This window comes from Roseovarius albus (assembly GCF_900172335.1).
Taxonomy (GTDB): Bacteria; Pseudomonadota; Alphaproteobacteria; order Rhodobacterales; family Rhodobacteraceae; genus Roseovarius; species Roseovarius albus.
Map to the genome: position 1 here is coordinate 173,494 of NZ_FWFX01000007.1, position 23,657 is coordinate 197,150.

22 protein-coding genes are annotated in these 23,657 nt (G+C 53.3%); 10 read left to right on the forward strand and 12 right to left on the reverse strand.

Features of this window, described 5'->3' with window-relative positions; all coding sequences use genetic code 11:
- Positions 1–39: 39 nt before the first annotated feature.
- Genes ROA7450_RS12665 through ROA7450_RS12675 form a run of 3 tightly spaced genes read right to left on the reverse strand, consistent with a single transcriptional unit; the run spans position 40 to position 4,000 of the window.
- A complete protein-coding gene (locus ROA7450_RS12665) occupies positions 40–2,214 on the reverse strand; it encodes an RNA degradosome polyphosphate kinase (RefSeq protein ID WP_085806205.1) in 2,175 nt (724 codons plus the stop codon).
- Between the two features lie 47 nt (positions 2,215–2,261).
- Complete coding sequence (locus ROA7450_RS12670) at positions 2,262–2,933, reverse strand: P-loop NTPase family protein (protein ID WP_085806206.1); 672 nt, start codon at positions 2,931–2,933, stop codon at positions 2,262–2,264.
- On the reverse strand, positions 2,933–4,000 hold the full coding sequence (locus ROA7450_RS12675) for an AI-2E family transporter (protein ID WP_085806207.1): 1,068 nt from the start codon (positions 3,998–4,000) through the stop codon (positions 2,933–2,935). Before ROA7450_RS12675 ends, ROA7450_RS12670 begins: the two co-directional genes overlap by 1 nt.
- Positions 4,001–4,198: 198 nt before the next feature.
- On the opposite strand from ROA7450_RS12675, the gene proS reads away from it, so the two are divergent.
- From proS to queF, 5 genes are all read left to right on the forward strand, one after another.
- A complete protein-coding gene (proS, locus tag ROA7450_RS12680; protein ID WP_085806208.1) occupies positions 4,199–5,536 on the forward strand; it encodes a proline--tRNA ligase in 1,338 nt (445 codons plus the stop codon).
- Positions 5,537–5,708: 172 nt separating this feature from the next.
- The gene (gene queC, locus ROA7450_RS12685; protein WP_085806209.1) at positions 5,709–6,404 is read left to right on the forward strand and encodes a 7-cyano-7-deazaguanine synthase QueC; all 696 of its coding nucleotides are present in this window, start codon (positions 5,709–5,711) and stop codon (positions 6,402–6,404) included.
- On the forward strand, positions 6,404–6,760 hold the full coding sequence (gene queD / locus ROA7450_RS12690) for a 6-carboxytetrahydropterin synthase QueD (RefSeq protein ID WP_085806210.1): 357 nt from the start codon (positions 6,404–6,406) through the stop codon (positions 6,758–6,760). Before queC ends, queD begins: the two co-directional genes overlap by 1 nt.
- Entirely contained in the window at positions 6,757–7,476 is a 720-nt protein-coding gene (gene queE, locus ROA7450_RS12695; RefSeq protein ID WP_085806211.1) for a 7-carboxy-7-deazaguanine synthase QueE, read from the forward strand. Before queD ends, queE begins: the two co-directional genes overlap by 4 nt.
- Before the next feature lie 12 nt (positions 7,477–7,488).
- Positions 7,489–7,950, forward strand: coding sequence for a preQ(1) synthase (queF, locus tag ROA7450_RS12700; protein WP_085806212.1), 462 nt, complete (start codon positions 7,489–7,491; stop codon positions 7,948–7,950).
- A gap of 9 nt (positions 7,951–7,959) precedes the next feature.
- On the opposite strand, the gene ROA7450_RS12705 is transcribed toward queF, so the two are convergent.
- The 8 genes from ROA7450_RS12705 to ROA7450_RS12740 all read right to left on the reverse strand — a co-directional run bounded on the left by ROA7450_RS12705 (position 7,960) and on the right by ROA7450_RS12740 (position 17,447).
- Entirely contained in the window at positions 7,960–8,874 is a 915-nt protein-coding gene (locus tag ROA7450_RS12705) for a DMT family transporter (protein ID WP_085806213.1), read from the reverse strand.
- Complete coding sequence (locus ROA7450_RS12710; protein ID WP_085806214.1) at positions 8,871–9,899, reverse strand: DMT family transporter; 1,029 nt, start codon at positions 9,897–9,899, stop codon at positions 8,871–8,873. The genes ROA7450_RS12705 and ROA7450_RS12710 overlap by 4 nt, the downstream gene beginning before the upstream one ends.
- A gap of 207 nt (positions 9,900–10,106) precedes the next feature.
- Positions 10,107–12,053 carry an acetate--CoA ligase gene (acs, locus tag ROA7450_RS12715; RefSeq protein ID WP_085806215.1) on the reverse strand — a complete coding sequence of 649 codons (1,947 nt, stop codon included), beginning with the start codon at positions 12,051–12,053 and terminating at the stop codon, positions 10,107–10,109.
- An 82-nt stretch (positions 12,054–12,135) separates the two neighbouring features.
- Positions 12,136–12,891: an ABC transporter ATP-binding protein gene (locus ROA7450_RS12720; RefSeq protein WP_085806216.1), complete on the reverse strand. Its 756-nt coding sequence runs from the start codon at positions 12,889–12,891 to the stop codon at positions 12,136–12,138.
- A gap of 19 nt (positions 12,892–12,910) precedes the next feature.
- Positions 12,911–13,666: an ABC transporter ATP-binding protein gene (locus tag ROA7450_RS12725; protein WP_085806217.1), complete on the reverse strand. Its 756-nt coding sequence runs from the start codon at positions 13,664–13,666 to the stop codon at positions 12,911–12,913.
- Positions 13,667–13,679: 13 nt separating this feature from the next.
- The gene (locus ROA7450_RS12730; RefSeq protein WP_085806218.1) at positions 13,680–14,882 is read right to left on the reverse strand and encodes a branched-chain amino acid ABC transporter permease; all 1,203 of its coding nucleotides are present in this window, start codon (positions 14,880–14,882) and stop codon (positions 13,680–13,682) included.
- A 3-nt stretch (positions 14,883–14,885) separates the two neighbouring features.
- Positions 14,886–15,917 carry a branched-chain amino acid ABC transporter permease gene (locus tag ROA7450_RS12735; protein ID WP_085806251.1) on the reverse strand — a complete coding sequence of 344 codons (1,032 nt, stop codon included), beginning with the start codon at positions 15,915–15,917 and terminating at the stop codon, positions 14,886–14,888.
- Positions 15,918–16,094: 177 nt separating this feature from the next.
- Positions 16,095–17,447 carry a substrate-binding protein gene (locus tag ROA7450_RS12740; protein ID WP_085806219.1) on the reverse strand — a complete coding sequence of 451 codons (1,353 nt, stop codon included), beginning with the start codon at positions 17,445–17,447 and terminating at the stop codon, positions 16,095–16,097.
- A gap of 218 nt (positions 17,448–17,665) precedes the next feature.
- Between ROA7450_RS12740 and ROA7450_RS12745 the strand changes: the two genes are divergently transcribed.
- From ROA7450_RS12745 to ROA7450_RS12760, 4 genes are all read left to right on the forward strand, one after another.
- The gene (locus ROA7450_RS12745) at positions 17,666–18,973 is read left to right on the forward strand and encodes a helix-turn-helix domain-containing protein (protein WP_085806220.1); all 1,308 of its coding nucleotides are present in this window, start codon (positions 17,666–17,668) and stop codon (positions 18,971–18,973) included.
- Positions 18,974–19,039: 66 nt separating this feature from the next.
- On the forward strand, positions 19,040–19,408 hold the full coding sequence (locus ROA7450_RS12750; RefSeq protein ID WP_085806221.1) for a response regulator transcription factor: 369 nt from the start codon (positions 19,040–19,042) through the stop codon (positions 19,406–19,408).
- Positions 19,405–19,689, forward strand: coding sequence for a hypothetical protein (locus ROA7450_RS12755; RefSeq protein WP_085806222.1), 285 nt, complete (start codon positions 19,405–19,407; stop codon positions 19,687–19,689). The genes ROA7450_RS12750 and ROA7450_RS12755 overlap by 4 nt, the downstream gene beginning before the upstream one ends.
- A 3-nt stretch (positions 19,690–19,692) precedes the next feature.
- Positions 19,693–22,365: an ATP-binding protein gene (locus ROA7450_RS12760; protein WP_085806223.1), complete on the forward strand. Its 2,673-nt coding sequence runs from the start codon at positions 19,693–19,695 to the stop codon at positions 22,363–22,365.
- 16 nt (positions 22,366–22,381) lie between these two features.
- Here the strand turns inward: ROA7450_RS12760 and ROA7450_RS12765 are convergent, their stop codons facing one another.
- Complete coding sequence (locus ROA7450_RS12765) at positions 22,382–23,245, reverse strand: MBL fold metallo-hydrolase (RefSeq protein ID WP_085806224.1); 864 nt, start codon at positions 23,243–23,245, stop codon at positions 22,382–22,384.
- A gap of 172 nt (positions 23,246–23,417) precedes the next feature.
- On the opposite strand from ROA7450_RS12765, the gene ROA7450_RS12770 reads away from it, so the two are divergent.
- Positions 23,418–23,627, forward strand: coding sequence for a hypothetical protein (locus tag ROA7450_RS12770; RefSeq protein ID WP_143534441.1), 210 nt, complete (start codon positions 23,418–23,420; stop codon positions 23,625–23,627).
- The last annotated feature ends 30 nt before the right edge of the window (positions 23,628–23,657 follow it).

Consider the following 23,657-nt stretch of genomic DNA (forward strand, 5'->3'; position numbering starts at 1 on the left):
TTCTTTTTATTTCGTGTATGCGCCAGAGGCGATGATCGGTCAATCTTTGGTATGCGTCAGTTTTGGCACGTCCGAGGCTCCGGCGGATCCGCGACCAGACAAAGAAGGGTTCTCCATAAAGAACCTGTGGCAATTGAACGCGAACTTCCCCTTGGGCGGTTCAGGGCGGGTAAAGCTGCCATCGGGTGCCATGACCCAGCTTTGCGCCACATCGGCAAGGTTTGCTGCCATGACCTGGCTCACAATCTGTGCTTTGACCGTGGCGTTTTCGATCTCGACCAAAGTTTCCACGCGGCGGTTTAAATTACGGCCCATCCAATCGGCGGAGCTGATGAAAACTCGGGCTTTTTTCGAGGGCAGGCCGTGACCGTTGCCAAAGCAGACAATGCGGGAATGTTCCAGAAAACGACCAACAATGGATTTAACGCGAATGTTTTCACTCAGACCTTTGATTCCGGGCTTCAAGCCGCAAATGCCGCGTATGACGAGGTTGATTTTCACCCCTGCGTTCGAGGCTTTGTAAAGTGCATCAATGACGTCCGGGTCGATCACGGAATTCATCTTGGCCCAGATCTCTGCAGGTTTTCCGGCCTTGGCGTGTTCGATCTCTTTGTCGATCATCTCAAGTAGTTTGGGTTTGAGGGAAATCGGAGAGATCGACAGGTTGTCCAGTTTCTCAGGTTGGGCATAGCCGGACAGATAGTTGAACACCTTGGTGGCATCGCGGCCCAGCGAGGCATCACAGGTAAAGAAGCTAAGATCAGTGTAGACCTTGGCTGTAATCGGGTGGTAGTTCCCCGTGCCATAGTGGGTATAGGTCACCAAGCTATTACCTTCGCGACGCACAACGGTTGAGATCTTGGCGTGGGTTTTCAGGTCAAGGAAGCCATACACCACATGCGCACCGGCGCGTTCCAATCGACGAGACTGCCGGATATTCGCGGCTTCATCAAATCGAGCTTTCAGTTCAACCAGCGCCGTGACAGATTTGCCGTCTTCTGCTGCTTCGCACAGCGCTTCAACAATCGGAGATTTTTTCGAGGTGCGGTAAAGTGTTTGTTTGATAGCCACGACATCAGGATCTCGTGCGGCCTGCGCCAAAAAACGGACTACCATGTCGAAGGTCTCATAGGGGTGGTGTAGCAGCATATCTTTTTGCCGTATGGCGGCAAACATATCCCCGTCATGGTCTTGTACACGTTCAGGAACGCGCGGCACGAAACTTGGCCAAAGTAGATCCGGGCGGTTGTCCAGAACCAACTCTCCAAGATCGGCCAAGCCGATCATTCCTTTGACCTCGACCACCTCGTCAGTAGAGACGTGCAGTTCATGCATGATCGTCTGGCGCAAGGCAGTGGGCGCATCGGTCGAAATCTTCAGACGTACCACCTCTCCGCGACGGCGGCGTTTGAGCGCAACTTCAAATTCGCGCACCAGATCTTCGGCTTCGTCTTCAACCTCAAGATCGCTGTCGCGCAGGACACGGAAGGTACAGTGCGATTTGTATTTGTATCCTGGGAACAGGCTGCTGAGATGAAGCAGCAGAAGTTCTTCCAGTGGCAAGGCGCGGTGCGTGCCGTTTGAGGAGGGCAGCGTGACAAAGCGGTCAATCTGATGCGGGATCGGCAGCAGCGCCATCAAGGGTCTTTTGTCGCTCGACCGCTCAAGCTGCAGGGCAAGTGAAAAACCCAAGTTTGGAATAAACGGGAATGGGTGCGCTGGGTCAATCGCCAGAGGGGACAGAACCGGGAAAACCTGATTTAGAAATACATCCGACAGATAGGCTTTGTCGTTTTTTCCGACGCTGTCTTTGTCGAGAATGGAAATATGTTCATCTTCCATCTCGCTGCGCAGCGCTTCATAGGTCGTTTGCTGTGCCTCGAGCAATTTGCGCGCGTCCTCGTTGATCAGCACTAACTGTTCGACCGGGGTTAATCCGTCGTGCGCGGGTGTTGTATTGCCGGCACGGGCCAGTTCGCGCAGACCTGCCACACGGACGTTGTAAAACTCATCAAGATTGTTCGCCGAAATCGACAGAAAGCGCAACCGCTCTAGCAGAGGCACGCGCGTGTTCTGCGCTTCCTCCAAGACACGCCAATTGAACCCGAGCCAGCTCAGTTCACGATTGTGAAATCGACCAGGGCCGGATTTGTCGAAATCCGGAATCTCTACTGCTTCAAGTAGCGGGGAAGATAAAAAATCAGCGTTTAACATGCGTTCCGTCTAGTGGGCGAATGTGACAGTTTTTATAAACTAACAGCTTAATTGCCTTCATCCAGCAATTTCGCTGCCATATTGCGGGTAATTGGGCGACCGGTTTGCAAAGCATAGGCATCCAGCTGGGCAATGACCTGCCGGGCTGCGTCAAATGAACGGTCAATACGACGTGCCAAATAGGGAATAGTTTCGGGGCTGGGCATCAACTGCCGGTCGGACAGATGCTTCATCAAAACAGCGGACAATAGCGTATCATCCGGTGGTCCCAGCGTGATGGTCGGCGTGCCCTGCATTCGGCTGGCTAAATCCGGCAATGCCAAGGACCAGCGAGACGGAGCCTTTCGCGCGGTGAACAGCACGGAATGCCCTTCGGCCAGTGTTAGATTGTGCAGATGAAACAAGGCCTCTTCGATTTCAAGGTTGCCTGCGATGCTGCATACGTCTTCGACGGCAACGGAACCGCTGGCCAGGACGGGGATGTTTTCTTTGACAAGGCTCCTGGCCCGAACAATTTTGGCACCAGAAAGCGCGGCCCAAACATGGGTGAGGTGCGTCTTTCCGGACCCGGGATCGCCCACCAGACACAGTTTCCGTGCAGGCCAGTCATACCAACCTTCGATCATCGCGACCGCAGTTGCGTTGGAGGGGGCGACAAAGAAGTCCTCTCTCCCCAGTGCCTGTCGCACTGGCAGATCAAAACTGAGTTGTTCGGCCATTAGTCGGAGCCTTGCCCATCCAGCCCGATGTAAAGAAGACTGGTTTTATATTGGCCTATAGCAAATCGGGCGATGACACCTATGGCAGCGGCGAGCGGGACGGCTATCAACATGCCCACAAAACCAAACAAGGCACCAAAAACTGAGAGGGCGAATATAAGCCATACCGGGTGCAAACCCACAGAGCTTCCCACTAGTTTTGGCGTCAAGAAATTGCCTTCCATCATTTGACCGATCATGAAAATTCCCGCCACCAATGCGACCATGAACCAATCACCCCAAAACTGGAATAATGCCAGTCCAATCGCCAGTGATCCGCCGATCAAGGCACCAAGATAGGGAATAAATGTAACCAAGCCAGCGACTGCGCCGACCAAGAGTCCGAACTGTAGCCCAACAAGCACGAGTGCAATGGAATAGTAGGTCCCCAATATCAGGCAAACGGTTCCCATGCCGCGGACAAAACTTGCCAGCGTACTATCAATCTCTTTGGCGAGTTGACGGATGATGGCAACGTGATCCCGGGGCAGCATATCGTCGATCTTGGCGATCATCCGATCCCAATCATACAATAGATACACTGCCACGACCGGGGCAATCACCAACAGTATTATTACATTCACAATTGAGGCCGCGGAGCCAAGAAGGGCGTCAACGAATTCGGGCCCTTTTTCTTTCAAAGTTGCGCCGATTGAATCAAGAACTTCGCGCAGAGCAGAGTTTCGATCATCAAGCTGCGGCAAGCGTTCAGATATAAATGTGTGCAACTGTTGAAATGCTTCGGGTGCTGCATGAAACAGGGCAATCGCCTGTTCAATCAGTGCCGGAATAAACATCAGTATCGCGGCAACAAAAACAACAATTGAAAGCAAGGTAATGATGCCAACTGACAGAGAGCGTGAGCATCCCATGGCCTCGAAACGGTCGGCGATGGGATCAAGCATATAAGCGATGCCGGCGCCAAGAACGAATGGAAGCATGACATCGCCAAGAAGCCACATCAAAAGGAGAAATACTGCTGCAGTGACGCCCCAGGCTTTTAGTTGTGTTTTTGCTGATAGTGCCATTGTGGTCTCTTTGAAATGTATAACTCAGTCATCGCCCATGCCGGACGGGTATGCAAGTAACCTCTTTATATGAAAATTTCTTCCAATGCCTTAGAAATGGCCGCCTGATTGCGTTTCGAAGTTTACGCACATGATGGCTTGTCTGAAGCCCTACAACACCATAAACGGGGCCAAATACCAATTCTGCCGAGGTTTGACATGCGCCTGTCCCGATATTTTCTGCCGGTTCTGAAAGAAACGCCCTCCGAGGCGCAGGTCGCTAGCCATAGGTTGATGCTGCGTGCCGGTATGATCAAGCAATCCAGCGCCGGGATTTATTCTTGGCTGCCTTTGGGTTTCAAGGTATTGCGCAAGCTTGAGAATATCGTGCACGAAGAACAGGTTCGTGCCGGCCACGTACCTATGCTGATGCCAACCCTGCAGTCGGCAGACCTTTGGCGCGAGTCTGGGCGTTATGATGACTACGGTCAGGAAATGCTGCGCATTAAAGATCGTCATGACCGTGACATGCTCTATGGTCCGACCAACGAAGAGCTAATTACGGACATCTTCCGCAGCCATGTCGGTAGTTACAAAGACTTGCCGCTGACGCTCTATCACATTCAGTGGAAATTCCGCGATGAGGTTCGCCCACGCTTTGGCGTAATGCGGGGTCGTGAGTTCTTTATGAAAGACGGGTATAACTTCGATTTGACCAAAGAGGACGCGTTGCACGCTTACAACCGCCATCTGGTGAGCTATCTGCGCACCTATGAGCGCATGGGGCTGCAGGCCATTCCTATGCGTGCTGATGGTGGTCCGATTGGAGGCGACTATACGCATGAATTCCTTGTGCTAGCTGATACGGGCGAATCTGAGGTCTTCTATGACAGTGCAGTAACAGACCTGACTTTTGGCGATCGTGACATTGACTATGATAATGTTGCGCAATGCCAGTCGATCTTGGAAGAATTCACCTCGAAATACGCCCGCACCGACGAAACTCACGATGAAGCAAAGTTCAATGAGATTCCCGAAGAGCGCCGTTGCGTCGCACGTGGTATTGAAGTCGGACAGATCTTCTATTTTGGCACTAAGTATTCCGAGGCGATGAATGCGGTTGTTCAGGGGCCAGACGGGAAGCAAACACCTGTTCACATGGGTAGCCATGGCATTGGTGTGTCGCGCTTGATTGGGGCAATCATTGAGGCGAGCCACGATGACAAAGGCATCATCTGGCCCGAGGGCGTCACGCCGTTCCACTGTGGGATCGTGAACCTCAAACAAGGCGATGAGGAAGCCGACGCTGCTTGTGATGCTCTCTATAAATCCTTGACGGCGTTGGGACTGGAACCGCTTTATGATGACCGCAACGAGCGGGCAGGTGGAAAGTTTGCCACGATGGACCTAATCGGCCTGCCATGGCGGATCACTGTTGGGCCACGCGGTTTGAAAAATGGCGTGATCGAATTGACCAGCCGTCGCACCGGTGAAAGCGAAGAACTGCCACCGGAAGAAGCGGTCAAACGTATCGCTGAGATCTACGCAGGGCTTTGACCGATTGGCGGTTCGGAACCGCTGGCGCAATGTCTGGCTGATATCTACCAAGTGATCTGAATGTTCACTGCAGCTGGGATTAACCCCACCTGTTGCCATGTGCGCCGGAACGGTGTAGGAGCGGCCCGTCGCGGTCGCAGCCTACCCGCGCTAAAAAAACAAGGACGACATCATGAAGACGATTGTGATCTGCTCAGGCGGGCTGGATTCTGTATCATTGGCGCATAGGGTGGCGGCAGAGCATGAGCTTTGCGGTCTGCTGTCGTTTGATTATGGTCAACGTCACGCCAAAGAAGTTGAGTTTGCCGCTGATTGCGCCAAACGTTTGGGCGTGCCGCATAAGGTGGTCGATATCCGTAGCATTGGCGCGGCACTCAGCGGGTCGGCGCTGACCGATGATATTGACGTGCCAGATGGGCATTACGCCGAAGAGACGATGAAAATCACTGTTGTGCCCAATCGGAATGCGATCATGCTGGCGATTGGCTTTGGAATGGCGGCGGCGCAACAGGCCGATGCGGTCGCTGTGGCGGTGCATGGCGGCGATCACTTCATCTATCCGGACTGCCGTCCGGGCTTCATTAATGCGTTTCAGGCGATGCAGACTGAGGCGCTTGATGGCTACGCCGATGTGCAGCTTTATGCGCCCTATGTGAACATCTCAAAGGCGCAGATTGTCGAAGATGGGGTCAAACACAACACGCCGTTCGGGGCAACATGGTCCTGTTACAAAGGCGGTGATCGCCACTGTGGTCGCTGTGGCACCTGTGTCGAACGTCGAGAGGCTTTTCATTTGGCTGGAGTTGCCGATCCAACTGAATATGCCGATCCAGATTTCTGGCAGACCGCTGTAGAAGGGGCACAGTAATGTACCGGATTACCAAGGAATTTGCCTTTTCAGCATCTCACCAGTTGATCGGGCTGCCTGAGGACCATCAGTGTGGGCGGATGCACGGCCATAATTACATTGTGATGATTGAGCTATCTGCGAACGAGTTGAATGAAAATGGTTTTGTGCGCGATTATCAAGAATTGGCGCCGCTGAAGGCCTACATCGATGACAACTTCGATCACCGGCATCTGAATGATGTTCTCAGCAACGACATGGTAACGGCCGAGCGTTTGGCCAAACATTTCTTCGATTGGGCGAAAGCTCGGTGGTCTGAAGTGAGCGCTGTTCGCGTGTGCGAAACCCCGAAAACTTGGGCGGAATACAGGCCGTGAGTGAAAAAATCCGAGTTTCGGAAATCTTTGGTCCTACAATTCAAGGCGAAGGGGCCGTCATTGGTGTGCCAACGGTGTTTGTGCGCACGGGGGGCTGTGATTTTCGCTGCTCATGGTGCGACAGTCTGCATGCCGTCGATCAAGAATATCGCCATACTTGGGCGCCAATGACCTCGCAATCGGTGCTGGAGGCGGTTGCCGATCTGTCTGAGGGTGAACCATTGATGATCACCCTGTCAGGCGGGAATCCAGCCATTCAGCCGCTTGGCGAGTTGATCAATCTGGGGCAGGCGCAAGGGTATACCTTTGGTATGGAAACCCAAGGCAGCGTGGTCAAAGACTGGTTTGCAAAGTTGGATATGCTGGTCCTCAGCCCCAAACCGCCTTCCAGCGGGATGGAGACCGACTGGAAGATGCTGGCCAGATGTGTCGTGCAGGGGGCTGCGCAGACGGTTTTGAAAATCGTGGTGTTTGATGATGTGGATTTTAGCTACGCGCAGGAGGTGGCCAAACGATTTCCTGACCTGCCGATTTATCTGCAGCCGGGGAACCACACACCACCACCGCCCGAGGATGATGACGCTGAAGTGGACATCGAAGGTATCGATGATCGTATGCGCTGGTTGGTGGATCGGGTTGTTGAAAAAAAATGGTATAGCGCGCGGGTGTTGCCGCAACTGCATGTCATGTTGTGGGGTAATAAGCGCGGCGTCTGAAAAGGAACGGATATGAGCGATATCTACAAAGATCTGAAACAGCTGGGCGGCGCAACGATCCAACCGCAAAGCCCGGAAAAGGCCGAACTGGAGCGGGTGCAAAACCCGCAGGCGGATGTTTCGTACAACGTGCGTTTTACCGCGCCCGAGTTTACTTCACTTTGTCCAATGACCGGCCAGCCAGATTTTGCTCATCTGGTGATCGATTACGTGCCGGGGCAATGGCTGGTAGAAAGTAAGTCACTTAAACTTTACCTGACATCCTTCCGTAATCACGGCGCTTTTCATGAAGATTGCACCATCAGTATCGCGCGTCGTTTAACCGAATTCTTGGAGCCACAATGGCTGCGCATTGGGGGCTATTGGTACCCACGTGGTGGCATCCCGATTGATGTGTTCTGGCAAACTGGTGCTATGCCCGAAGGTGTTTGGATCCCGGATCAAGGTGTGCCGCCATACCGCGGACGCGGATAATCGATCTGTTTAGATCGCAGGCGGGATAGGCCGACGGCGGGTGCTGAAAGCGGTGTTGCCTGCAATCGCCAAGAGTAAGATTGCGCCCCCCAATAGGGTGTAGGTGGAGATCGTCTCACCCAAAAACAGCCAGACCCAGAACGGGCCGAGGATCACCTCGGCCAAAGACAGCAATGTTAGCTCCGCTGCGGGCACTGATTTTGACCCGAGGGTGTACAGCACCAGCCCGGCACCAACCTGAAACACGCCCATGGTTAGGGCGATGCCACTGTCACGCGGCGACATGATCAAGGGCAGTTCAAGTATCAGGCAAATTGTGCCCATGATGAGGATGGCAAAGAGGCCGGACAAGAAGACGACAGGCAGCATTTCTCCGCTTTTGCCCCACCGTAGGGCGATGGTGAATACGGCGAAACCAAAAGCGGAAAGCAATGCGGCGATGTTGCCGGTCGTCGCAGTGCCGCCGTCCTTGTCCCAAACCATGATGCCAATGCCTGCCAGAGCCACGGCAATTGCAATCCAAGTATGGGGTTTGACGCGCTCTTTCAGGATAACAAGACCCAATATTGCGGCCATAAATGGCGCACTTGCAAAAAGCAGCATGGCGTTCGCCACAGAGGTCTTTTGCATAGCATAGATGCCGCCAGAGTAGGCCGAGACGAGCGCCAGCGCCCCGATCACCCCAGCCCAACCGGTAAGATACGCCAGTTTGAAAGGGCTTTGCCCGCTGCGTAGGCGGATTACCACATATAGCAAGGTAGACAGGCCAAACGACCGAATAAACAGGATTTGCCAAGCCTGAGCATCTTCGATCAGGCGAATGCCAAGTCCAACAGTTGACCAAAGAACCCCGGCTAGACACACAAACAAGATGCCTCGCCGGTCACGAAGGTCCTCGGTAGGGTTGGCCGTTGCAGTGCTCATAGCAGTTCTTCATCATACGCGTTCTGGGCTGTTAGCGGATTGCCGGGGGCATAGGCTGTTTCCGCAACAAAGAGCTGCTCTTTTGACGCTCTTGCGGCTCGAATTTCGCGCATGCCAATGTAAAGCCCGCTGGCGATGATGATCCCCATGCCGATGAATGTCTCGGTTGGTGGGACTTCGCCCCAAACGAAATAAGCGAAGATCGTTGCCATTGGCAGATAAGAATAGTCGAAGGTTGCCACCAAACTGGGATTGGCGATCTGATAGGCGCGAGATAGCAATATCCAACCTACGGTCCCAAACAGTCCGAGGATGACAAGCATCAGCAGATCATGGGCATCGGTGATGCCAAAACCCCAATGCAAGTGGCTGTATTCAGGGCCAAATGCAAAGATCTGATTAACACCCCAGCCCATTGGCAGGATCATGATGCCGGACATGGCGAGTGTATAAAGACCTACCGTAAGCGAGCTTTCCCGTTCGCCAATTTTGCGCGCCAGAACCTGTGAAGCAGCATAAGTCACTGCGCAGGTCAGAGGTAAAACTGCAATCCAGCTGAATTCACCACCAAATGGGTTCATCGCGATCACGATGCCGATGAAACCCACAATAAGTGCACCGATACGGTGCGGGCCGATAGATTCTTTCAGAAACACCACGGCCATGAGTGCCGTGAACAACGGGGCTGAGAAGAAAATCGTTGTCACCTCGGCCAACCCCATGAAGGGGAAGGCGGCATAAAACATGCTGAATCCGCAGGCAAAGAGGAAGGCGCGTAAAAGATGCAGAGGCCACAAAGGAGTCAGAAGGCGATGCGGTTTGCCAAGGATTGCAATTGTCGGAACCAGAAAAAAGACAGCTACTGATGCCCGCATGAAAATCAAAAACCAAACCGGGTGTACTTCCAGCATGGATTTCATCATCGCGTCCTGAAACACGAAAACGATCATACCCAGTTCAATCGCGATGATGCCCTGAACAGAGCGCGAAGGAGCATTGACCACGGGTGGTGTAATTGACGTCATGGGGCACCTATCGGTTAAAGCGGCCTGAATTTCCGCTGCGATGATGGTGCGTGTGTCACGCGACGATTTCGCGCTTATTTGCGACACTATGTCGCTTCTGAACCGCGGGGAACTTTAATGTGATGAAAACATGAAAAAAGGGCCGATACGAAATCGTATCGGCCCTAAGGGTCTGTCCTCTCAAAAAAAGCGAGAGAGACAGGAGGGTCAGCGGTTCATTCGATTGTCGATCAGGTCGTCCACAACAGCGGGTTCCGCTAGCGTTGATGTGTCACCCAAGCTGCCATAATCATTTTCGGCGATCTTGCGCAGGATGCGGCGCATGATCTTACCCGAGCGGGTTTTGGGCAGGCCCGGCGCCCATTGGATAAGGTCCGGTTTGGCAATCGGGCCGATTTCCGAGCGCACCCATGTTTCCAGCTCTTTTCGCAGCTCTTCTGATGGCTCTTCACCCGACATCAGGGTCACGTAGGCATAGATGCCTTGTCCTTTGATATCGTGCGGGTAGCCCACGACGGCAGCTTCAGCCACTTTGGCATGGGCGACAAGGGCGCTTTCGACCTCGGCTGTGCCCATCCGGTGGCCAGAGACGTTGATCACGTCATCGACGCGACCGGTGATCCAGTAATAGCCATCCGCATCGCGGCGGCAGCCGTCGCCAGTGAAGTAATAGCCTTTGTAATCAGAGAAATAAGTCTGTTCGAACCGCTCATGATCTCCGTAAACCGTCCTCATCTGGCCGGGCCAACTATCTTTGATGCATAAAACACCCTCGGCTTCGGTGTCATGGATTTCTTGCCCGCTCTGAGCATCCAAAATGACTGGCTGAATGCCAAAGAACGGCGTGGTGCACGATCCAGGTTTGGTCGCGGTGGCACCAGGCAGCGGGGTCATCAGGTGGCCGCCGGTTTCGGTCTGCCACCAGGTATCAACAATCGGGCAATTCCCTTTGCCAACCACATCGTTGTACCAGTTCCAGGCTTCAGGGTTGATCGGCTCGCCAACAGTGCCCAACAGTTTCAGGCTGGAAAGATCGCAGTTTTCCACAAATTCAGGCCCTTGCCCCATCAACGCTCGAATGGCGGTGGGAGCAGTGTAAAACTGATTGACCTTGTGCTTTTCGCACACCTGCCAGAACCGGCTGGCGTCGGGGTATGTGGGTACACCTTCGAACATAAGTGTCGTGCCACCATTGGCCAGTGGGCCATAGACGATATAGCTGTGACCGGTGACCCAGCCCACGTCAGCAGTACACCAGTAAACATCGCCATCATGGTAGTCGAACACCAACTCATGCGTCATCGAGGCATAAACCAGGTAACCTCCTGAGGTGTGTACAACCCCTTTGGGTTTGCCAGTGGATCCTGAGGTGTAGAGAATGAACAGGGGATCTTCGGCGTTTACTTCTTCTGGGGTACAGTCCGTACTGGCAGCCGCCATCAACGCTGTACAGTCGCGATCACGCGCATCATTCCATGCAACGTCACCATTGGTGCGACGCACTACAAGCAGTTGAACATCATCACCACAAGTGGTCATCGCCTTGTCGGCATTGGCCTTGAGCGGGGTCGCGCGACCGCCACGTGGCGCTTCGTCCGCTGTGATCACAACTTTTGCGCCGCAGTCGTTGACACGATTGGCAAGGGCATCAGGAGAAAAGCCGCCAAAGACAACTGAATGGATTGCTCCCAAACGGGCGCAGGCCAACATGGCATAGGCCGCCTCTGGGATCATCGGCATATAGAGAATGACGCGGTCGCCTTTGGAAACACCTAGATCTTTCAGAACGTTCGACATCTGACAGGTTTTGTCGTGCAATTCCTGATAGGTGATGTGTTGCGAAGCCTCGTCAGGTGAATCCGGCTCCCAAATGATAGCGGTTTGATTGGCGCGGCTGGCAATGTGGCGGTCAATGCAGTTGGCGGCGACGTTCAACGTGCCATCAGAATACCAATTAATCGAGACATTGCCGAAGCCGTAGTTGACGTCCTTTACCTTGGTAAAGGGCTTGATCCAGTCAATGCGCTTGCCATGCTCGGCCCAGAAACCTTCGTTGTCCGTGACGGAGGCGTTATACATGTCCTTGTACTTGGCAGCATCAATATGGGCGTTCCCGGCGAAAGTAGCCGAAGGGGCGTAGGTCGTGTCAGACATATCATACCTTTGTTGGTCTAATTTTGTTTTGCGGTATCTTTGCCTGCCCGTTGCCGCTAGGGCAAGGGGCGGCACCGCAGTTTTAAATCGCCAGATACTCGGCGCGCAGTTCTTCGTTTTCGAGGACCTCTTCGGCGGTACCGTCAAAGACGATCCCACCTGTATCCAGAATGACGGCACGGTCTGCCAATTCCAGCGCTCGGATGGCGTTTTGTTCGACGATTATCGTGGTGATGCCCTGTTCCTTGATGATCCGTAGCGTTTTTTCGATTTCATCCACGATCACCGGTGCTAGGCCTTCGTAGGGTTCATCCAACAGCAGGACTTTGATGTCACGCGCCAAAGCCCGTGCTACGGCCAGCATCTGTTGCTCGCCACCCGATAAGGTAACACCCTCCTGTTTGCGGCGCTCAGCCAATCTCGGAAAAAGCGTGTACAAACGATCCAGTGACCAGCCAATTGGCGGAGCGATTTGAGCAAGTTGAAGGTTCTCTTCGACCGTCAGGCCGGGAATAATACACCGATCTTCGGGGACAAGACCAATGCCTGCAGCCGCCGCTTGGTGGCTGCTCATTTCATGAAGCTTCTGGTGGTCCAGCCAAATCTCGCCGTGATTTACTTGAGGATTGTCCATCCGGGCAATTGAGCGCAACGTAGTGGTTTTGCCTGCTCCGTTACGTCCAAGAAGGGCGAGTATTTCTCCCTCGTGGACGTTGAATGAGATGCCCTGCACGATGTAGCTCTCGCCATAGTAGGATTGCAGATCCCAGACCGAGAGGAAGGCTGGAGAAGTTTCAGCACGATTTCGGCCTTTAGCAAAGTCGGGTTTAGCGTTCATAGTTTTATCCTTCCTTCACTCAGGCAGACTCGCCCAGATATGCTTCGCGTACTTTCGGGTGGCCTTTGATTTTGTCTGGCGTGTCCTCGACCAGCGGGGTGCCCTGCGCCAGAACGGTGATCCGCTGGGCAAGCGAGAAGACAACATGCATGTCATGCTCGATGATTGCGATGGTGATATTGCGCTCGTCGCTGATCTGTTTAAGCAAATCGATGGTATTGTTGGTGTCGGCCCGTGCCATCCCGGCCGTGGGTTCATCCAGTAGTAACAGGCGTGGCTCTTGGGCGAGGCACATGCCAATCTCAAGTCGGCGTTTATCGCCGCGTGACATGGCCGCTGCATGCATGTGCTGCTTGTCGATCATGCTCATGTCTTCAAGCATGCTTTCTGCTTGCTCAATGACGCCCTTTTCATTGGCCGTGCTTTCAATCGCATGCATGCGAAAGGCGCCATCCCGTTTGGCAAAAATTGGTATCATCATGTTTTCCATCACGGTCAGATCACCAAAGATCTCAGGAGTTTGAAAAACGCGGCTGATGCCCATTTGGTTGATTTCATAGGGTTTGCGCCCCAAAACTGATTGCCCGTCAAACATCACCGATCCGGTGTCGGGGGTCAGCTTGCCGACCAAGCAGTTTAGAAGGGTGGATTTGCCTGCCCCATTGGGGCCGATGATGGCATGTACCGAGTTTTCCTCGACGCTGAGGTTCACATCGCCCAGGGCCTGCAGGCCGCCGAAGCGTTTGTTGACGTTTTTGACTTCTAAAATGGCCATTGGTGACGTCTCCTTATTCTGCAGGGGTGGATTGTGCGGATTCATCCGACGGTGGCGTTTTGGACTTCTTGCGCTTGACGAAATCCATAAAACGCTTGCCGCCTTCGACCAACCCGCCGGGCAGGAAGATGACCACAGCCATAAAGATGATGCCAAGCGTCAGATGCCAACCTTTGCCGATGAACGGATAGACGATGGTGACGAGGAAATCCTCGATTCCATCAGGCAGGAAGGCAAACCATTGGTGCAGGATGTCCTTGTTGATCTTCGACAGGATGTTTTCCATATACTTGATTAGGCCCGCACCCAAAACTGGGCCAATCAATGTGCTTGCGCCACCGAGGATAGTCATCAAAACTACTTCGCCTGATGCGGTCCAAAACATTCGCTCTGGTCCCACCTGGGTATCCATCGCTACCAGCAGGCCACCGGCGAGACCGGCATACATGCCTGAGATGACGAAAGCTGCCAGTGTATACGGACGGGCGTTCAGACCGGTATAGTTCATCCGCGTCTGGTTGGATTTCACTGCCCGCAGCATGGTCCCAAACGGAGAGCGGAAAATGCGGATGGACAGGTAGAAGGCCAATATCATTACAATCGCAGCGATGTAGTAGCCTGTGTTGAATGTGAAGGCCCAGTTGCCAACCTCCAACTCATAACTGCTTCGCATGTCCAAACCAAAGAGGTTTGCGCGACCAATCTCACCCTCCTCAAGATTGGAGAAGATCGGCCGGTCAGTTGGTTTGATCTGTAGACCGGTTTCACCGCCGGTGATCGGAGTCAAAACCGAATAGGCCAAGGCGTATGACATCTGCGCAAAGGCCAGGGTCAGGATTGAGAAGTAGATTCCCGAGCGGCGCAGTGAGATAAACCCGATGGCGAGAGCAAAGACACCGGAGACGATCACACCCATGATGATGGCGGGAATGACGTTCAACGTGACCAGCTTCATCATCCAGATGGCACCATATGAACCCACTCCCAGAAATGCGGCATGGCCAAAGCTTAGATAGCCTGTCAGGCCAAAGAGGATGTTGAAACCAATGGCAAAGATACCAAAGATCACAAAACGTTGCATCAAGTCAGGATAACCTGCGTTAAACTGTGCCATTCCAGACCCGGCGGGGAAGGGGTTCAGAATGAAGGGTGCAAGCATTGTCAACGCGATGACGATGAGAAACAGGTTGAAGTCTTTTTTGTTCAGTCCAAACATATCTTATTCCTCCATCACGCCTTTTTTGCCCATCAATCCGCGCGGACGTGTCAGCAGGATGATGATCGCGACAAGGTAGATGATGATCTGGTTGATGCCGGGCAGCACATCGAGGATCTCGCGCATCGAGGCGAAACTTTCCAAGATTCCTAAAAGAAACCCGGCCAGCACGGCACCGGGCAACGAGCCCATGCCGCCCACAACCACCACAACAAAGCTGAGGACAAGAAAGTCCATGCCCATGTGGTAATTGGGGGAGTTAATCGGGGTGTACATCACACCGGCGAGCCCTGCGACAGCGGCGGCAAGACCAAACATCAGGGTAAAGCGGCGGTCGATATTGATGCCTAGAAGCTGTACGGTTTCGCGGTCCGCCATGCCAGCGCGCACAACCATGCCAAAGGTGGTGAATTGCAAGAATGCAAAGACGGCACCGATGATCAGCGCGGCAAATACAAAATAGATGATCCGCCAGTAGGGGTAGATGATCAAGTTGGGATCCATACCGATCAGAGCGCCGAAATCCAGAGATCCGCTAAAGGCTGAAGGGGCGGGGGTCGGGATTGGGTTGGCACCGTAGTAGAACTTGATGATTTCCTGCAGAACAATTGCCAGGCCAAAGGTCACAAGGATCTGGTCGGCGTGCGGACGCTTGTAGAAATGCTTGATCAACCCGCGCTCCATGACGATACCCACCAGGATCATTACTGGAATCGCGAAGAGTAGTGACAAGGGAACTGCCCAGTCGATGATAGTGGCCCCGGTTGCTTCGCCAAAGAGGTCATTAACGTAGGGTACATTTACCTTCAGCGGATTGCCTAAAAAGTCGGTTTTGCTTTCATCGACCACTTCTTTTGATAAGGTCAGGAACTTGCTGAGCGTCACCGCGCAAAACGCGCCGATCATGAACAGCGCTCCATGCGCAAAGTTCACCACACCCAATGTCCCGAAAATTAGCGTCAGTCCAAGGGCGATCATAGCATAAGCCGACCCTTTGGATAGACCGTCCAGCGTTTGCAGAAGCACGGCGTTCACACCAACGAGCCCAATCATCAAAACGAAGAAGCCAATAAGGCCTCCTGCCGTGATCGCAAGACTGGTCAGCGGTGTCCCCGATTTAAACATTGTCCCACCTCTATTGAATAAAATTGGCCTATTTCTCTGGCCGGTAAAGAAAGGGCGAAAACATCCGCCCTTTCTTCAAGGGTTGGCTTATGCGCCTGCGTTGCAGGTGCCCAGTGTGGCCTCAGGTCCACCCATTTGTGGGTGATCAGGCGCGTACATCACTTGATCAACCGGTGTGACTTCAACGATTTCAAGCAGGTCGAATTCGCTGTCAGGGTTTTCTTTCCCTTTCACAACCAGCACATCCTTGAAGCACTGGTGGTCGTCCGCGCGATAGAGCGTCTTGCCGTTGCCCATGCCGTCGAATTCGAACCCTTCAAGTGCCTCGGCAACCGCGCATGGGTTGAACGAGCCAGCACGCTCTACCGCATCCGCATAAAGCAGCGCTTGCACATAGGTGGTGTGCGCCGCCTGACTTGGTGGGAAGCCATATTTGGTGCCAAAGGATTTAACGAAGGCTTTGGAGCCCTCATCCGTGAGTGTCCAATGCCAGTTGGTGGAGCCAAAGATCCCCTTAACGTTCGCACCCGCACCTTTCGCCATCAAGCGAGAGTAAAGCGGAACGATGATCTGGAAGTCTTTGCCGTTCACCTGCTTGTCGCGCAGACCGAACTGAACCGCATTGGTGAGCGAGTTCACCATGTTGCCGCCATAGTGGTTTAGAACCAGCGTATCAGCGCCTGATTGCAGAACCGGCGCAATGTAGGATGAGAAGTCAGTTTGTGTTAGCGGCGTTTTCACAGCCGCGACTGTTTCCCAACCCATAGCTTCGGTGGAAGCTTTTACCGCTTCTTCCGTGGTGTAACCCCAGTTGTAATCAGCCGTCAGGTGATAAGCCTTTCGGTCAGTGCCGTAGGCGTTGGCCAGAACCGGCGCAAGCGCGGCGCCTGACATGTAAGAGTTAAAGAAGTGGCGGAAGCCGTTGGCTTTGCGATCTTTACCTGTGGTGTCGTTTGAGTGTGTCAAGCCGGCCATGAAGATCACGCCAGCCTCTTGGCAGAGGCCTTGAACAGCCACAGCAACGCCCGAGGACGAGCCGCCGGTGATCATGATCGCGCCGTCTTTTTCTATCATCGACTTTGCCGATGCGCGAGCCGCATCTGATTTGGTCTGTGTGTCACCGGTGACAAACTCAACCTTCTTGCCCAGAATGCCGTTGCCTTGCAGAGCCTTGGAGCTGAAGGTGTTCATCATACCGCCGTCGCCGCCACCATTGAGGTGCTCGACCGCAAGCTCATAAGCGCGCAGCTCGTCCGCACCCTCGTCAGCATAGGGGCCGGTCTGTGGCACGTTGAAGCCCAGTGTCACTGAGCTGCCGGTTGGTTCATTTGTAAAAGCCGCCGCCGATGATGCTGTAAAGATCGTTGGCAGTGCCAAGCCGGCACCTGCAAGGGCGCTGGTTTTAAGCAAACCACGGCGTGTCAGTCTCGAATTGGACATTGATATCCTCCCGTTTGATAAAGTGCCGGCCGCATCTCCTCCACGGTTCCGGCGAGCACAAATGTGCAAGCTAATTATCGTAGCGAGTTAGAAAATTTCTCAACAACTGGTTTTTATTAAATGATTATTTTGTAAATAAAGTTTCTGATATTGGTATTTGATTTGTAAATAAATTTGCTAAACAATGAGGATATGCCTGAATTACATGGGGATAATGGATGTCCGTAAAGTTGATGGCTGGAACAAGAATCCGCGAGCGACGCCTTTTGCTGGGAATGAAGCAGTCTGATCTGGCTCGGCTTGCGGGTGTTTCTGCGTCATATCTCAACTTGATCGAACACAACCGGCGCAGAATCGGCGGCAAGACACTTCTGAAATTGGCTGAGGCCTTGGAGGTGGAGCCGACATTGTTGTCAGACGGCGTGGGTCGGCGGCTCGTTGACGGACTGCACGGAGCCGCAGGGCGCCACAAAGAATTTTCTGCCGAAGTGGAGCGTGTTGAAGAATTCGCTGCACGTTTTCCGGGGTGGGCCGAATTGTTAAATCGCCTGAGCCACGAACGTGAAGAACTGATTCAAACAGTGACGTCCCTAACGGACCGGATGGCGCACGATCCCCAGCTTGCCGGGTCGCTGCATGAGGTTATCTCAACCGTGACCGCGATTCACTCTGCGGCTAGTATTTTGGTTGAAACCAAGGAGCTTGAGCCAGAATGGCAGGGACGGTTTCATCGAAATATTAACGAAGACAGCCAGCGTCTCGCTGAAGGGGCCGAAGCCTTGGTGCGCTATCTTGAAGGGGCGCCTGAAACAGGACGAGACATTCGGTCTCCTTATGATGAGATGCATGCCTTTCTCGAAAAGCGGGGGTATCACTTTCCGGAACTTGAAAACGATTCTGAAGGCGGCGATGTCGCGGCATTGCTTGATGACGCAAGAACGGTCTGCAGTCCGGGATCCGTAATTTTGCTGCAAGACTTGCTGATGACATACGTTGCAGATGCCCAAGCACTGCCAATGAGTGATGTGGAGCAATTGATTTCGCAGGGAGCATGGACACCCGAGCGCATTGCCACGACGTACAAAATGACTTTGCCACAGGTATTTCGCCGATTGGCAATGTTGCCAACCGACCTGGTCGGTCCTGTCGGCTTATTGGTGAGTGATGTGACAGGAGCAGTTTTGTTCCGCAAACCCCTAGATGGGTTTTCCTTACCCCGTAGCGGGGATGGTTGTGCGCTTTGGCCAATTTATCAGGTTTTGAGCGCGCCGCAGACCCCGGTGAGCGTTACCTTGCGGCAAATAGGGATGGATTCGGAACGGGTTCAGGCCCTAGCGGTTAGTGAACAGATCGAGCCTGCCAGTTTCTCAACTGCTGCGGTGACTAAGGCCTATATGCTGCTATTGCCCGATATGGACCCTGGCGGGGCTCAGACGGCACGGGACGTCGGTCTCAATTGCAGCATTTGCGGAATTTCACAGTGCAAAGCGCGACGCGAGCCCTCAATCTTGACAAAGGCATTTTGACAGCAGGGTCAGGTTTGAGGATAGTGCAACAATGCGCGCGGCGCAGATCCGGGGGAGGCCGATTTCATGAGTAAGCAGGTTCTTGTCATTGAGGATGAGCAAAACATCATTGAAGCGATCAGCTTTATTCTGGCTCGGGATGGTTGGGATGTAAAAACGCATTCCAACGGACATGATGCCGTTGATGTGGTGCGCGTACGCAATCCCGATTTGATTATTCTGGATGTCATGCTGCCAGGGAAAAGTGGCTTCGATATACTGTCTGAGCTGCGTCAGGATGCGCAGATGGCTCACACTCCGGTTTTGATGCTGACCGCAAGAGGGCAAAAGAAAGATCGTGAAATGGCCGAACGCGCAGGGGCGAATAAGTTTATGACCAAGCCGTTTTCAAACGCGGAGGTTCTGGAAACCGTGCGCGCGATGATGCCGTCATGAGCGGCAAAAAGACCGCAGTTTTTGTGGACCGTCGTGGATATCGACGGCGGCGCATGACCGATGCGGCCCGGCTTTTGCCGATATTAGGGGCAGGTTTGATTTGTATCCCGCTGCTGTGGAAGCGGCCGGAGGGCACCGAAATCTCAACCAGTTCCGTGATGATTTATCTCTTCCTCGTGTGGGGCGGTCTGGCCCTCCTTGCAGCAGTGATTTCTAGATACCTGGCGCCAGAGGATATCTCCCAAGATCGCGAGGGAAATGTTCGGAACGATGAGGCATAAAAGATGGCAACGTTGAACATCTTGATTGTCGTTTGTGTACTATATGTCGCCTTCCTGTTTGCGGTGGCATTTGGTGCAGATCGGGCCGCGCGCCAAGGACGAGGAGCGTGGCTACGCTCGCCAGTGATCTATACACTTTCGCTGTCTATTTATTGCACAGCATGGACTTTTTATGGCGCTGTGGGTTTCGCAGCGCGTTCTGGGCTGGAATATCTGACGATCTATCTGGGACCGACTTTGGTGATGATCGGCTGGTGGTGGACCTTGCGCAAAATGGTGCGGGTGGGACGCAGTCAGCGGATCACTTCGATCGCGGATTTGATTTCTTCACGCTACGGAAAATCTAACTTGTTGGCGGTATGCGTGACACTGATCGCCGTTATTGGCACGACGCCTTACATCGCGCTTCAACTTCAATCTGTGACCCTGTCATTCGAGGCCTTTGCACAAGCAGATCCAAGTCAGGTCAATGCACCCAATCCTCAATCTACGGCGCTTTGGGTGGCCTTTGGTTTGGCCTTGTTCACCATTCTGTTTGGCACACGCAATCTGGATGCCAACGAGCGTCACCACGGTGTGGTCATGGCGATTGCGCTTGAGGCGGTGGTCAAGCTCTTCGCCTTGTTGGCAGTTGGCGTGTTCGTCGTTTGGGGATTGGCTGGGGGGATCGAACAAACCTTTGCCCGTATTGATGCGTCTAACATCGCGCGCTGGGATGTGCCCGGTAGCCGCTGGGTCGGTCTGACGCTCTTGTCCGCGGCCGCCTTCATCTGCCTACCGCGCATGTTTCAGGTAATGGTCGTGGAAAACGAGGACGAAGGGCACTTGCGCACGGCTTCGTGGGCGTTCCCGGTCTACCTGATGATGATCAGCCTTTTTGTCGTGCCCATCGCGGTGTTGGGTTTGGACCTGCTGCCACAGGGGTCGAATCCCGATCTTTTTGTTCTGACGCTGCCACTGCACGAGGGGCAAGATGGTCTGGCAATTTTATCGTTTCTGGGAGGATTTTCGTCTGCAACTTCGATGGTCATTGTTGCTTCGATTGCCCTATCGACAATGGTCTCAAATCACATTGTAATGCCGATCTGGCTTTGGTCGACCGGGGGCACCGCGATCATGTCAGGCGATGTGCGCCACGTGGCCTTGTTGGCACGGCGTCTGTCCATCGCAGGGATTTTGTTTTTAGGGTATCTCTATTATCAAATCTCCGGTGGCGGCACCGCTCTTGCCGCGATAGGATTGGTGTCTTTCGCAGGCGTTGCGCAATTTTTGCCAGCGCTCATGGGGGGCTTGTTCTGGCGCGGTGGGAACCGTGTTGGTGCGGTGTCTGGTTTGGGTGTTGGTTTCTTCCTTTGGCTTTATTGCCTATTCCTTCCGAGCTTTGGGCCAAATGTTTTATTGCCCCAATCCGTTATGGACTTAGGGCTGTTCGGGGTCTCATGGCTGAGACCCGAGGCGATGTTCGGTGCTGAAGGTTTGAACCGCGTCGTGCATGCCGTGATGTGGAGCCTGTCCTTTAATACAATGGCCTATGTGCTTGTTTCTATGATAAGTTTTCCGGAACCTCTAGAGCGGCTGCAAGGTGCCCAATTTGTCAATGTATTCCAACATTCAGCGACTGCTGGCAGTTGGAGCGGCAGTATGGCCCGCAGTGAGGACCTGTTGATCATGTCGCAACGTATTCTGGGTGCAAAAGAGGCGCAGGCTTTTTTTGCACAGGCAGCGTCCGAGCAAGGGCTGGTTGGATATTTGCCCGAACCAACGCCAGATTTTTTGCTCCAACTTGAACGCGAACTATCTGGCTCTGTCGGGGTTGCCACGGCACACGCGATGATTTCGCAAATTGTTGGTGGGGCAGCGGTCTCTGTCGAGGACCTGCTGGCCGTTGCGAATGAAGCAGCCCAGATCATGGAGTATTCCAGCAAGCTCGAAGCCAAGACCGAGGAGCAGACACGAACCGCCCGGCAGTTACGCGAAGCCAACGAAAAGCTGACGCAGCTTTCACAGCAAAAGGACGAATTTCTTTCACAGATCAGTCACGAGTTGCGCACGCCCATGACATCCATTCGTGCTTTTTCCGAAATTCTAAGGGATGCGGACGAGTTGGATGCTGACAAGCAAACGCATTATGCGTCGATCATTCATGATGAAACCATTCGTCTCACACGACTATTGAACGATTTGCTGGATCTTAGCGTTTTGGAAAATGGCCAAGTTGAGTTGAGCCGTCAAGAAGGACAGTTGATCGATTTGCTGGATCGTGCTGAATCTGCGGCGGGTGATGTTGGGCATAACATCACCATCCAACGATCCCGCGAAGTTGAGGAGATCACGGTTTACTCTGATCTGGATCGATTGGTGCAGGTGTTCATCAACCTGATTTCAAACGCACGTAAATATTGCGATGCAGAAAGCCCTGTTTTGTCGATCAAGGCTGCGGATCAAGATGATAAAATCACACTGGACTTTCATGACAATGGCAGCGGAATAGCAGTGGATCAACAGGCGGTGGCGTTTGAGAAGTTTTCCCGTATTGGTCAAACCGGGGCCGATGGGGCAGGACTGGGGCTCGCTATTTGCCGCGAAGTTATGTTGCGGCTCGGGGGTAGCATTTCATACCTGCCCGGGCAAAATGGGGCCGCGTTTCGGCTGGTGCTGCCCAAGGCCGAAACGTGATGTTTCACAAAAACTATCAGAGTTTGTCCACAGGCACCTTTAAATAAACATTTCCGTCGTCGTCTGCTGGGGGCATCTCACCGGCTCGCATATTGACCTGAAGCGAGGGGATAATCAGCTTCGGCATTGGTAGTGTCGCATCTCGATTGTCGCGCATTTTCACGAAATCTTGCTCATCATGCCCTGTGCCAACATGAACGTTTTTGGCCTTCTGCTCTCTGACGGTGGTCTCCCATGCAAAGTCATCCCGGCCGGGTGCCTTGTAATCGTGGCCGACAAAAACGCGGGTATCCTCCGGCAGGCTCAGGATTTTTTGAATTGACGCATAAAGCGTTTCAGATGACCCACCTGGGAAATCGCAGCGCGCCGTGCCGAAATCAGGCATGAACAAGGTATCGCCGACAAAGGCGGCATCGCCAATCACATATGTCAAACAGGCGGGCGTGTGGCCTGGTGTGTGGAGGACGTCGACACGCAACTGACCGATTTGAAAACTGTCACCTTCTTGAAACAACTGATCAAACTGAGAGCCATCCCGTTGAAATTCGGTGCCTTCGTTAAAGATCTTCCCAAAGGTTTCCTGAATGGTGCAAATGTTTTCGCCGATCCCCAGCCGGCCACCGAGAGCGTCTTGGAGATACGGGGCGGCTGACAGGTGATCGGCATGTACATGGGTTTCGATAAGCCACTGAGCCTTCAGATCATTCTCTTTCACAAAGGCAATGATCCGATCTGCTGACGTGGTATCGGTCCGCCCCGATGCATAATCGAAGTCGAGAACCGAATCTATGATCGCGCAGGCGCTGCCCTGTGGGTCTTTCACCACGTAGGAAATGGTGTTGGTACTTTCGTCGAAAAATCCGGTGACTTCTGGTGACATTGACACCTCCCTGACATGTTTCAATGGTATCGTAAGAATCCAAGCTGTCTAGTGAACTTTGATTCAGCGCAATGCGGAGACCCAACGAATGGGCTAAACTCAACGTGTAGGATTGAATGCGGCATAGATGTTCACGCTTTATTATAGAACTGAAGTTGCGATAGGGGGCAACATGGTAAAGCAAATAGATCAACTGGAAACGTTTTGGCAAAAGATCATGTTGACGAACGTGGATGAGCGATATCGCTACGCGTCCCCTTGGTCATGGATGCTATCTGAGGCGCGAACCGAAGGACTGGATTTGCCACCAGAGTACGAGGCGTTGCGAAAAGAGTTAGATGAGCAAGCAATAGAAGCACAGTTCGACAACATGCCCATCTGAAGAGGTTCTTGCGTCCTGCAGGGGGTTTCG

Bases quoted from the DNA above. Each gene is read 5' to 3' on its own strand.
- ROA7450_RS12745 (WP_085806220.1), top strand. From the start codon at position 17,666: ATGTCCGTAAAGTTGATGGCTGGAACAAGAATCCGCGAGCGACGCCTT.
- ROA7450_RS12765 (WP_085806224.1), bottom strand. From the start codon at position 23,245: ATGTCACCAGAAGTCACCGGATTTTTCGACGAAAGTACCAACACCATT.
- ROA7450_RS12670 (WP_085806206.1), bottom strand. From the start codon at position 2,933: ATGGCCGAACAACTCAGTTTTGATCTGCCAGTGCGACAGGCACTGGGG.
- ROA7450_RS12770 (WP_143534441.1), top strand. From the start codon at position 23,418: ATGGTAAAGCAAATAGATCAACTGGAAACGTTTTGGCAAAAGATCATG.
- ROA7450_RS12755 (WP_085806222.1), top strand. From the start codon at position 19,405: ATGAGCGGCAAAAAGACCGCAGTTTTTGTGGACCGTCGTGGATATCGA.
- ROA7450_RS12675 (WP_085806207.1), bottom strand. From the start codon at position 4,000: ATGGCACTATCAGCAAAAACACAACTAAAAGCCTGGGGCGTCACTGCA.
- ROA7450_RS12750 (WP_085806221.1), top strand. From the start codon at position 19,040: ATGAGTAAGCAGGTTCTTGTCATTGAGGATGAGCAAAACATCATTGAA.
- queC (WP_085806209.1), top strand. From the start codon at position 5,709: ATGAAGACGATTGTGATCTGCTCAGGCGGGCTGGATTCTGTATCATTG.
- proS (WP_085806208.1), top strand. From the start codon at position 4,199: ATGCGCCTGTCCCGATATTTTCTGCCGGTTCTGAAAGAAACGCCCTCC.
- acs (WP_085806215.1), bottom strand. From the start codon at position 12,053: ATGTCTGACACGACCTACGCCCCTTCGGCTACTTTCGCCGGGAACGCC.
- queF (WP_085806212.1), top strand. From the start codon at position 7,489: ATGAGCGATATCTACAAAGATCTGAAACAGCTGGGCGGCGCAACGATC.
- ROA7450_RS12760 (WP_085806223.1), top strand. From the start codon at position 19,693: ATGGCAACGTTGAACATCTTGATTGTCGTTTGTGTACTATATGTCGCC.
- ROA7450_RS12705 (WP_085806213.1), bottom strand. From the start codon at position 8,874: ATGAGCACTGCAACGGCCAACCCTACCGAGGACCTTCGTGACCGGCGA.
- ROA7450_RS12725 (WP_085806217.1), bottom strand. From the start codon at position 13,666: ATGGCCATTTTAGAAGTCAAAAACGTCAACAAACGCTTCGGCGGCCTG.
- ROA7450_RS12730 (WP_085806218.1), bottom strand. From the start codon at position 14,882: ATGTTTGGACTGAACAAAAAAGACTTCAACCTGTTTCTCATCGTCATC.
- ROA7450_RS12710 (WP_085806214.1), bottom strand. From the start codon at position 9,899: ATGACGTCAATTACACCACCCGTGGTCAATGCTCCTTCGCGCTCTGTT.
- queD (WP_085806210.1), top strand. From the start codon at position 6,404: ATGTACCGGATTACCAAGGAATTTGCCTTTTCAGCATCTCACCAGTTG.
- ROA7450_RS12740 (WP_085806219.1), bottom strand. From the start codon at position 17,447: ATGTCCAATTCGAGACTGACACGCCGTGGTTTGCTTAAAACCAGCGCC.
- ROA7450_RS12720 (WP_085806216.1), bottom strand. From the start codon at position 12,891: ATGAACGCTAAACCCGACTTTGCTAAAGGCCGAAATCGTGCTGAAACT.
- ROA7450_RS12665 (WP_085806205.1), bottom strand. From the start codon at position 2,214: ATGTTAAACGCTGATTTTTTATCTTCCCCGCTACTTGAAGCAGTAGAG.